The 10,079-nt window shown below is 67.8% G+C and carries 9 protein-coding genes; 1 reads left to right on the top strand and 8 read right to left on the bottom strand.

Going from position 1 to position 10,079, the window contains the following annotated elements:
- Positions 1-366 (top strand): hypothetical protein (locus OXU50_02370; protein ID MDD9868728.1); only part of this gene is annotated, 366 nt, incomplete at its 5' end.
- Positions 367-385: 19 nt separating this feature from the next.
- On the opposite strand, the gene OXU50_02365 is transcribed toward OXU50_02370, so the two are convergent.
- From OXU50_02365 to OXU50_02330, 8 genes are all read right to left on the bottom strand, one after another.
- Positions 386-769, bottom strand: a complete 384-nt coding sequence (locus OXU50_02365; GenBank protein ID MDD9868727.1) for an aspartate 1-decarboxylase — start codon at positions 767-769, stop codon at positions 386-388.
- A gap of 71 nt (positions 770-840) precedes the next feature.
- Positions 841-1,683 carry a pantoate--beta-alanine ligase gene (gene panC / locus OXU50_02360; GenBank protein ID MDD9868726.1) on the bottom strand — a complete coding sequence of 281 codons (843 nt, stop codon included), beginning with the start codon at positions 1,681-1,683 and terminating at the stop codon, positions 841-843.
- Positions 1,683-2,492 carry a 3-methyl-2-oxobutanoate hydroxymethyltransferase gene (panB, locus tag OXU50_02355; protein MDD9868725.1) on the bottom strand — a complete coding sequence of 270 codons (810 nt, stop codon included), beginning with the start codon at positions 2,490-2,492 and terminating at the stop codon, positions 1,683-1,685. The genes panC and panB overlap by 1 nt, the downstream gene beginning before the upstream one ends.
- Before the next feature lie 39 nt (positions 2,493-2,531).
- Positions 2,532-3,812 carry a 2-amino-4-hydroxy-6-hydroxymethyldihydropteridine diphosphokinase gene (gene folK, locus OXU50_02350; protein ID MDD9868724.1) on the bottom strand — a complete coding sequence of 427 codons (1,281 nt, stop codon included), beginning with the start codon at positions 3,810-3,812 and terminating at the stop codon, positions 2,532-2,534.
- Positions 3,813-3,891: 79 nt separating this feature from the next.
- The gene (pcnB, locus tag OXU50_02345) at positions 3,892-5,289 is read right to left on the bottom strand and encodes a polynucleotide adenylyltransferase PcnB (GenBank protein MDD9868723.1); all 1,398 of its coding nucleotides are present in this window, start codon (positions 5,287-5,289) and stop codon (positions 3,892-3,894) included.
- Positions 5,286-6,740 carry an aldehyde dehydrogenase family protein gene (locus OXU50_02340; protein MDD9868722.1) on the bottom strand — a complete coding sequence of 485 codons (1,455 nt, stop codon included), beginning with the start codon at positions 6,738-6,740 and terminating at the stop codon, positions 5,286-5,288. The genes pcnB and OXU50_02340 overlap by 4 nt, the downstream gene beginning before the upstream one ends.
- A gap of 123 nt (positions 6,741-6,863) precedes the next feature.
- A complete protein-coding gene (locus tag OXU50_02335; GenBank protein ID MDD9868721.1) occupies positions 6,864-8,522 on the bottom strand; it encodes an acetolactate synthase large subunit in 1,659 nt (552 codons plus the stop codon).
- Positions 8,523-8,597: 75 nt separating this feature from the next.
- Positions 8,598-10,079: thiamine pyrophosphate-dependent enzyme (locus tag OXU50_02330; protein ID MDD9868720.1), on the bottom strand; the 1,482-nt coding region annotated here is incomplete at its 5' end.

Below are 10,079 nucleotides of genomic sequence, written 5' to 3'. Positions count from 1 at the left end.
CAGCCGCCCGACGACAATGCGCCGGTTACGCGGGGCGAGTTCAGGGAAGAGGTCAACAGACTCGACAAGAAGATGGAGGTCGGCTTCGCTGAACTTGACAAGAAGATGGAAGTCGGCTTCGCTGAACTTGACAAGAAAATGGAAGTCGGCTTCGCTGAGACGAAAGCCGAACTCAAGGGAGACATCAGCGACACAAAAGCCGAACTCAAGGGAGACATCAGCAACTTGCGAAATGACTTCCACGAGTCGGAGAAAAAAATGTTGCGGATGATGGTGTCAACCATTGTGAGCATGACCCTGGCGGCTCTCGCCGCCATGTCCGGCATGATGTACTACGCACTCAACATGATGCGCCAAATGATGTAACGGCGCCGCCGCGCCCCCCTCAACCGGAGGAAACCGGCCTCAAATCGCGTTGCGGGTTGTTGTGTTCGTCGAGATAGACCAGCACCGGCTTGTGCGTTTGCGCCTGTTGCGGCGACAGCACCGCGTAGGCGCAGACGATGACCGCGTCGCCGGGCACGCCGCGGCGGGCGGCGGCGCCGTTCAGCGACAGGATGCGGCTGCCGCGTTCGGCGGCGATGGCGTAGGTGGTCAGGCGCTCGCCGTTGGACAGGTTGTAGATTTCAATCTGCTCGTATTCGCGGATTTGCGCGAGGTCGAGCAGTTCGCGGTCAATCGCGCACGAACCGTCGTAATCCAGCCGCGCGTGCGTCACCCGCGCACGATGCAGTTTTGATTTGAGAAAAATGGCGCCCAAAGTATCCATATCCGCCCCCGCCCGCAACGGCGTTTGCCGGGACAATTATACCGGAAAGGCCGCGCAACCCGCACACCCCCTCAAACCCGGATGTTGTCAATCAATCGCGCGCGGCCAAGCCATGCGGCGGCCAGCACGATGATGGCGCGGTCGCCGGGGGACGCCGTTTGCAGTGTGTCGGCGCGGCGCATCTCGACATATTCGGGGCGCAGGCCGGCGTCGCCGAGGTCGCGGACGGCGGCGGCGGCGAGCGCGGCGAAGTCATCGCCGCCGCCGCGTATCGCATCGGCAATCCGCCGCAAGACGCGGTACAGCGCCGGCGCCTGCTCGCGTTCGCGCGGCGTCAGGTAGGCGTTTCTGGAACTCATCGCCAGGCCGTCGGCCTCGCGCACGGTCGGCACGCCGACGATTTCCGTCGCGTGGCCGAGGCGCGCGGCGAGGTCGCGCACGATGCACAGTTGCTGGTAGTCCTTCTCGCCGAACACGGCGGCGTCGGGGCGAAACAGGTTGAACAGCGCGGCGACGATAACGGCGACGCCGTCGAAATGCCCGGGGCGGTGCGCGCCGCACAGGCCGTCGCCGAGCGGCCCCGCGCCAACGCGGCGCAGCGCGCCGGATTCGGGCGGGCACATCTCCGCCGCCTCCGGCACAAACACCATGTCCGCGCCGTGGCGTTCCAGCAGGCGCAGGTCGCGCTCCAGCGTGCGCGGGTAGGCGTTGAAGTCGTCGTCGCGGTCGAATTGCAGCGGGTTGACGAACACGCTGACGGCGGCCTTGCCGGCCACGCGGTGCGCCGCCGACACCAGTTCCAGATGGCCGCGGTGCAGATTGCCCATCGTCGGCGCCAGCGCAACGCGCTCGCCCTCGGCGCGCCACTGCCGCACCCGCTCCCGCACCCCGGCGGCGGTTTTTTCCAGGTGCATCAAGACGCGGCGCGGCGCGGGAAGGCGCGTGACTTGACGGCGCGCACATAGGCGGCGAACGCCTCTTCAATCGAGGCGGCGTCGCGCAGAAAGTCGCGCGCGAATTTCGGCGGATGGTCGTTGACGCCGAGCACATCGTGCATCACCAGAATCTGTCCGTCGCAATCCGGGCCGGCGCCGATGCCGATGACCGGCGCCTCCAGTTCCCGCGCCAGGCGCCGCCCCAGCGCCTGCGGCACATACTCGGCCAGCACCATGTCGGCGCCGTGCGCGACGCATTCGTGCGCCTGGCGCACCAGCGCGTCGGCCTGCGCCGGTTCTTCACCCTGGCGCCGCAGGCCGCCGAGTTTGTGCACCGACTGCGGGCGCAGCCCGACATGCGCGCACACCGCAACCCCCTGCCCGCTGAGCGCGGCGATGATGGCCGGCGCGCCGTCGGCGACTTCCAGTTTGACCATCTGCGCGCCGCCGTGCTGCATCAGGCGCTTGGCGCGGTCGAGCGCTTGCAGCGGCGACAGGCAACTCATGAACGGCAGGTCGGCGGCCAGCATCGCGCGCGCCAGCCCGCGCCCGGCGCAGCGGCAGTGGTAGGCGATGTCGTCGGTGGTCACGGCGATGGTCGTGCGCCGCCCCTGCACCACCGTCCCCAGCGAGTCGCCGACCAGCACCAGGTCCACGCCGGCGCGCTCCATCGCGCGCGCGAACGAGGCGTCGTAGGCGGTCAGGCAGGCGATGGGTTCGCCGGCCTTTTTCATGTCGCCGAAAACGCGCAGCGTGCGCCGCGCGCCGGCGTCGGTCGCATCGGCCATTACAGGGGCATTATATGCCGCAGCGCGCGGCGGCGTATGTCAGGCGAGCACATCGGGCAGCGGGTTGTAGTAGTTTCTGCCGCCGCGTGCCGACAGGATGCGTTGTTTCAGTTGCAGCCAGGCCGATTCGTTCTCGACGAAATCAATGCCGCCGGTGTTGATGATCAGCAGCGGCGCGCGGTCGTAATAATGAAAGAAGTCGGTGTAGGCGGCGCTCAAACGGCGCAGATAATCCTCCCCGACGAGGCGCTCAAAACGCCGCCCGCGTTTGCCGATGCGCCGCATCAGCACCTCGACCGGCGCTTGCAGATAGATGACAAGGTCGGGCGCGACCTGCGCCTGCGGCGCCGACAGCGCGTCGTAAATCCGGCGGTAGAGTTCAAACTGCCGGTCGTCGAGCGTCAGGCGCGCGAACAGGCGGTCTTTGTCCAGCAGAAAATCGCTGACCGTCGTCTGCGCGAACAAATCGGACTGGCGTATCTCGCGCAACTGGCGCAGGCGCGACATCAGGAAATACAACTGCGTCGGCAGCGCCATGTTTTCAATGTCGCGGTAGAAGCGTTCCAGAAACGGGTTGTCGTCCACCTGCTCCAGCACCAGCCGGCACGAGAGTTCGCCGGCCAGTTTGCGCGCCAGACTGGTCTTGCCGACACCGACCGGCCCCTCAATAACAAAGTAGCCGCGCCGCGTGTTTGCGGCGGCGGCGTCGTCGCGCTGCGGCGCGGCGGGCGCTGCGTGCGCGGGCCGGTCTTGTGCTTGCGGTGCCGCCGCATGTGCAGGCCGGTCTTGCGCTTGCGCTGCCGTTGCGTTCGCGGCCCGGTCTTGCGCCTGCTGCGGCGCAGCCAGTTTGCGGCAGGCGTTTGCATCGGGCAGGTCATTGAGCAGGCGCGCGACCGGGCCGTGTCCCGGCACGACCAGGTCGGGCGCGATTTCCGCCAGCGGTTTCAGCACGAACGAGCGGCGGTGCGCGCGCGGGTGCGGCACCGCGAGGCGGCGGTCGGCGATGACTTCGTCGCCGTAGGTCAGCACATCCAGGTCCAGCGTTCGCGGCCCCCAGCGTTCGGCGCGCTCGCGCCCGAAGGCCTGTTCCAGGCGCTGCAATTCATCCAGCAGCGCCAGCGGCGGCAGTTGCGTTTCCACCAGCACGACGGCGTTGATGTAATCCGGCTGGCCCGGCGGCCCTTCGGCGCAACTGCGGTACAGCGACGAACGGGCGCGAAGATGCGTCGCGTCCAGCGCGCCGACGCATTCCATCGCACGCGCCACATTGTCATGCGCGCGCCCGAGGTTGGCGCCGACGGCGATTGCGGCAAGTGTCATACAGCGCCCTCCGCCGTCTTGCCCGCTGCCAACGCAGCGCAACGCCCGGAATTCGCGCCGACCATCGTTGCGGCAAGCGTCACGCCGCGCCCTCCGCCGGTCTGCGGCGGCGGCGCGGCGCGCTGCGGCGGCGGCCTTTGCCGCCGCGCCCGCCGCTGCCGCCGCGCCCACCGCGCCCGCCGCGTCCGCCGCGCCCGCCGTGCCCGTCGGAATCGCGGCGGCGTGATGTGCGTTCCAGGTCTTCAATGCGCGACCAGCCGGGGCAGTCGGCGCGGTCGGCGAGGCCGGCCTGTTCCAGCAGCGTGAAGAAGTTGCAGGCGGCGCGAAACCGCGGGTGCGTCAGCAGCCGCGACAAGTCCTTCTTGCGCGAACTGGTGAACAGGCGCTGCAACACGAGTATCTCGCGCACAATCGTCACCAGCCGCATCGGCGCCGAGACGCTGCCGCTCTGCTCGCGCGCGACATCGCGCACCGCGCGCTGCAACGCCTCTTCCTCCGAAACGCCGCGCATCCGCGCACCGCCCTCGTCCGCCGGCACGCCGTGCGCGCGCAGGCGGGCGGCGGCGTCGCGCACCGGCAGCCACCACAGCCCGGCCAGCACGAAGGCCGGCGTTGAAGGCAGGCCGCGGTTGACGCGCTCGTCGGTGCACGCCAGCAGTTTCTGCAGAAAGTCGTCGAAACCGCCCTGCGCGTCGTGTTCCAGCGCCTTCATCGTCTGCGGAAACAGCACGCCGAACAGGCGGTGTTCGCGCAGCAGGCGGTACACCTTCAGCGCGGCGCCGCCGTGGAACAACTTCAGCAACTGGTCGAACAGCCGCGCCGGCGGCACCGCGCCGAGCAGCGCGCCGTTGCGCGCAATCTGCGCGCCGGTCTCGCGTTCGGCGACGAGGCCGGGGCGCGCCAGAAAGCGCACCGCGCGCAGCATCCGCACCGGGTCCTCGCGGTAGCGGCGCGCGGCGTCGCCGATGGTTCGCAGGCAGCGCGCGCGCACATCGTCAAGCGCGCGCTCGTGGCTGACGAGGCGGTCGCCGAACGGGTCGTAGTAAATTGAGTTGATGGTGAAGTCGCGGCGCAGCGCGTCCTCTTCCAAACTGCCATAGACATTGTCGCGGACGATGCGCCCGGCGTCGGCGCGAAAGCCCGTCGCCGGCGCGCCGCCGCTGGTGTCGGCGCGGAAGGTCGCCACTTCGGTGATCTTGCCGCCGCCGTACACATGGACAATCCGGAAACGCCGCCCGATCAGGCGGCATTTGCGAAACAGCGCGCGCACCTGCTCGGGGCGCGCATCGGTGGCGACATCGAAGTCCTTCGGCGTCTCGCCGAGCAGCAGGTCGCGCACGCCGCCGCCGACGATGTAACTCTCGTGGCCCGCGCGTTGCAGTTGCCCGACGACATCCAGCGCCTGGCGGCAGATGCCGGCGGGTTTCAGCCCCGCATCCGACGCGCGCTCGCGGCGCAGCGGCGCGCCGCCGCTCACCAGTTCTTTGAGCGCATCACGACCAGCTTGTCGGCCTGCATGTCGTCGAAGGTGTACGGCACGCCGCCGGTGCCGTAACCGGAGCGTTTGTGGCCGGCGAACGGCATCCAGTCCACGCGGAACGCGGTGTGGTCGTTGACCAGCACGGTGGCGGCGTCGAGGCGGCGCACGCAGAACGCGGCGGCATCAAGGTCGCGCGTGATGACCGCCGCCTGGAACGAGTACGGCAGTTCGTTGGCGCGCTCGACGGCCTCGGCGAGGTCGTCGAACGGATAGACGCAGACGACGGGGCCGAACACCTCGCGGCAGGTGACCTTGGCGTCGGCGGGCGGGTCGTAGAGCACGGTGCACTGAAACGCGGTGTCGGACACGCGCTCGCCGCCGCAGACGACTTCGGCGCCGGACTCCGCCACCCACTGGCCGACGCGCTCGACCTCGCCGGGGCGTATCAGCGGCCCGACTTCGGTGTCGGCCAGCGTCGGGTCGCCGATGACCATCGCCTCGCCGAGTTTGGCGAGGCGCGCGGCGACATCGCGGGCGATGGACGAGTGCGCGAACACCCGCTGCACCGACACGCAGACCTGGCCGGCGTGGTAGAAGCCGCCCTTGGCGATCAGCGGCAATGCGTCGTCAAGGTCGGCGTCGGCGGCGATGACCACCGGCGCCATGCCGCCGTGTTCCAGCGCGCAGCGCGCGCCCGGCGCGAGTTGGTTTCGCAGCATCCAGCCGACGCGGTCGCTGCCGATGAAACTGAAAAAGCCGACGCGCTCGTCGGCCACCAGTCGCTTCGAGACATCATGGCCGTCCACCAGCAGCGCCTGGCAGTGCGCCGGCGGCAGGCCGGCCTCGTGCAGCATCTGCACCAGCGTGAAGCACGACAGCGGCGTCGCCTCCGCCGGCTTGACGACGACCGGGCAGCCGGCGGCGATGGCCGGGCCGACCTGGTGCGCGATCAGGTTGACGGGGTGGTTGAACGCGCTGAACGCCAGCACGACGCCGATCGGCTCCTTGATGGTGAACGCGATGCGGTTCAGCGACGCGGCGTTGACGCCCATCGGGATGCGCTCGCCGTGGCCGCGTTCGCCGCGCAGGCAGTCCACGCAACTTTGCAGCGACACAATCGCGCGCGCCACCTCGACCTGCGAGTCGGGCAGCGGCTTGCCGCCCTCGGCGGCGGCTTGCAGCGCCAGTTCGTCGGCGCGCTCGCCCATCATCCGGCAGGTTTTCTCCAGTATCTCGATGCGCTGCGCCGGCGTCAGCCAGGCGTCGCGGTTACGATAGACGGCGTGCGCGGTTTCCAGCGCCGCCTGCGCGGCGCCGGCGCCGGCTTTCTCGACCGTCGCCAGCGCCGCGCCGTCCCACGGGCGCGTGACCTCGACGGTGGCGCCGCCCCCGGCGCCCCCCCCGGTGGCAGTGTCCGCCAGCAGCGGTTTCCAGTGTTGTTGCGTCATGACATGCTCCCTGCGCCCTGGCGGCGCATGTTGATTGCGTTGATGCGTTTATCCCGCGTTGATCGCGTGTTTATTCTGCGCGCTGTCCCGCGCGCTTGCTCCGCGTGCTGATTCCACGCACTTCTATATGGGGCACACCAACTGCCCCATCTCTTCGGTGAATTTCATATTCTCGGAATAATCCACCGGGCAGTCAACAATCGCCACGGTGCCGCAGCCGACGGCCTCCTCCAGCACGCCGCGCAATTCGCCGGCGCTGCCGACGCGAAAGCCGCGCGCGCCGAAACTCTCGGCGTACTGGACGAAGTCGGGGTTGGCGAAATCAATGTGGCTGTCGCGCCCGAACGCCTTCAACTGGTGCCAGCGTATCAGCCCGTAACCGTCGTCGCGCCAGATCAGGATGACAATCGGCGTGTTGATGCGCATCGCCGTCTCGATCTCCTGCGAGTTCATCATGAAGCCGGCGTCGCCGGTGACGGTCAGCACATTGCGGTCCGGGTGCACGAGTTTGGCGGCGATCGCGCCGGGCACGCCGATGCCCATGGACGCGAAGCCGTTGGAGATGATGCAGGTGTTGGCGGCCTCGGCCTGGTACATGCGCGCGACCCACATCTTGTGGGCGCCGACATCGGAGATGACGATGTCCTCCCTGCCGAGCACCTCGCGGATGTCGGCCAGGATTTTCTGCGGCTTCACCGGAAAGCCGTCGTCGGCGGCGTGGCGATCGAATTCGTCCACGATGACATTGCGAAGCGTCGCCGAGTATTCCGACATCTTCTGGTAGTAATTCTCGCCGCTGCGGCTCTTGACCCGCTCGGCGATGCGCTCGAGCGACACGCCGACATCGCCGGTGACCTCGCAGCGCGTCACATAGTGTTCGTCCACCTCGGAGACGCAGGCGTCAATGTGCACGATTTTCTTGTCCTTGTCGGGGTGCCACAGATAGGGGTGGTATTCGACGATGTCGTAGCCGACGCAGATGACGACATCGGCGCGCGCGAAACCGCAGGCGACATAGTCGCGCGCCTGCAAGCCGACGGTGCCGAAACTCAGGCGGTGCGAAAACGGCATGCAGCCCTTCGCCATGAAGGTGTTGGCGACGGGAATGTTGAGGTTCTCGGCGAACGCCACCAGTTCGGCGCAGGCGCGGGCGCGGACGATGCCGTTGCCGGCCATCACAATCGGGAAGCGCGCGCCGCTGATGATCTCGGCGGCCTCCTCGATCTGCTCGAGTTGCGCCGCCGGCTCGTCGGTGTCGTCGTTCGGCAGGAAGGCGCCGACCGGCAGTTCGGCGGAGGCGACATCCTCGGGCAAGTCCATGAAGCAGCCGCCGGGCTTTTCGGTCTTGGCCACCTTGAACGCCTTGCGCACGACCTCGGGGATGGTCTTCGGCGAGCGGATGCCGACGCTGTACTTGGAAATCGGCTCGAACAAGCGCACCAGGTTCAGTATCTGGTGGCTTTCCTTGTGCATGCGCGTCGTCGCGCCCTGGCCGGCGATGGCGATGATCGGCGCGTTGTCCATGTTGGCGTCGGAGAAACCGGTGATGAGGTTGGTCGCGCCCGGCCCGAGCGTCGCCAGGCACACGCCCGGCTCGCCGGTCAAACGCCCGTACACATCGGCCATGAACGCCGCGCCCTGCTCGTGGCGGCACAGGATGAAACGGATGTCGCTGTCGAGCAGCGCATCCATGATGTGGATGTTTTCCTCGCCGGGAACGCCGAAGATGTACTCGACATCCTCGTTTTCCAGGGCGCGAACAAACAATTCAGATGCTTTCATGGCGCAAATCCTCCGCTGTGACTGTCTTTGTGTCCATTGCCCGGCGTGATTATACCCGCCGCCGCACGCGCGCGTTCAGAACATGCCGGAACCGCTGATGGGGTCCACATCGTCCTCTCCGGCGGCGCCGTCCTCGCGCCGCGCGATGTAGTCGCCGGTGATCATCTGCTTGTAGCCGGTGCCGGGGCTGACCATCGGATAGACGCCGGCGTCCTGGTCAATGACGACCTCAAGAAAGGCCGGCGTCGCGGCGGCGACAAACTCGCGCAGCACGCCGGGCAGGTCGGCCTTGTTGTCCACGCGGCGCGCGAACGGGTAGCCGTCGGCCTTCGCCGCCTGCACGAAGTCCTTGCGGTAGAGCGACTTGTCGGAGCCGGCGTAGCGGCTCTTGAAGAAGGTCTTCTGCCACTGGCGCACCATGCCGTCGCCGAAGTTGTTCATCAGCAGCACCTTGAGCGGCAGGTCGTAGGTGGTGACGGTCTCGAGTTCGCCGAAGTTCATTCGCAGACTGCCGTCGCCGTCAATGTCGAACACCATCTTGCCGGGGCACGCGAACTGCGCGCCGATGGCGGCGGGCAGGCCGAAGCCCATCGTCCCCATCGAGCCGGAAGTCAGCCAGGTGCGCGGGTGCTTGTAGTCGAGATACTGCGCCGCCCACATCTGGTGCTGGCCGACGCCGGTGGCGACGATGGCCTCGCCGTCAATCAGGCCGTTCAGCAGTTCCAGCACATAATACGGCTGGATCAGGTCGCCGTCGCGGCGGTAATTGAGGCGGTATTTGCGCTTGAGGCGGCGGATGTGCTCAAGCCACGGCCCGAAACCGGCGCGAAAGCCGCCGTCGTTGTCCATCAGGTCGCGCAGCGTGATGCCGGCGTCGCCGTGGTGGAACCACGCCGTTGGCATGACCTTGTTGATCTCGGCGCTGTCAATGTCAATGTGCATGATGGCGCGGGTGTTCGGCGCGAACACATCGGGGCGCCCGGCGACGCGGTCGTCGAAGCGCGCGCCGACGGCGATCAGCAGGTCGCAGTCTTCCACCGCGTAGTTGGCGTAGGCGGTGCCGTGCATGCCGAGCATGTGCAAACTGTTGTCATGCGTCGTATCCACCGCGCCGATGCCCATCAGCGTCGTCACCACCGGCAGGCGGTAGCGCTCGGCGAAGGCGCGCAGACTGCCGGCGGCGCCGGAATGGATGACGCCGCCGCCGACATACAGCAGCGGCCGCTGCGACTCGCCGAGGCGGGCGAAGAAGTCGCGGCATTTTTGCGGCGTCAGGCGGTTGTCGAGGATGCGCCGGATGCGGCGGCGGTAGCCGTGCAGGTCGAGCGTGTGGCCGCCGCCGCGGAATTCGCACTCGTGGTTCTGCACATCTTTCGGGATGTCCACGACGACCGGCCCGGGGCGCCCGCTGGCGGCGATTTCAAAGGCGGCGCGTATCGTCGGCTCGAGTCTGGCGATGTCCTTGACGAGAAACACATGCTTGGCGCACGGCGCCATGATGTTGACGATGGGCGCCTCCTGAAAGGCGTCGGTGCCCATCGCGCTGGTCGGCACCTG

The organism is Gammaproteobacteria bacterium, assembly GCA_028817225.1.
Classification (GTDB): domain Bacteria; phylum Pseudomonadota; class Gammaproteobacteria; order Poriferisulfidales; family Oxydemutatoraceae; genus Oxydemutator.
The sequence above is the reverse complement of the archived record's forward strand: the minus strand, read 5'-3'. Positions and strand labels throughout refer to the sequence as shown.

Excerpts from the sequence above, each read along its gene's own strand:
- OXU50_02365 (MDD9868727.1), bottom strand. The coding sequence starts at position 769 with ATGGATACTTTGGGCGCCATTTTTCTCAAATCAAAACTGCATCGTGCG.
- panC (MDD9868726.1), bottom strand. The coding sequence starts at position 1,683 with ATGCACCTGGAAAAAACCGCCGCCGGGGTGCGGGAGCGGGTGCGGCAG.
- panB (MDD9868725.1), bottom strand. The coding sequence starts at position 2,492 with ATGGCCGATGCGACCGACGCCGGCGCGCGGCGCACGCTGCGCGTTTTC.
- folK (MDD9868724.1), bottom strand. The coding sequence starts at position 3,812 with ATGACACTTGCCGCAATCGCCGTCGGCGCCAACCTCGGGCGCGCGCAT.
- OXU50_02340 (MDD9868722.1), bottom strand. The coding sequence starts at position 6,740 with ATGACGCAACAACACTGGAAACCGCTGCTGGCGGACACTGCCACCGGG.
- OXU50_02335 (MDD9868721.1), bottom strand. The coding sequence starts at position 8,522 with ATGAAAGCATCTGAATTGTTTGTTCGCGCCCTGGAAAACGAGGATGTC.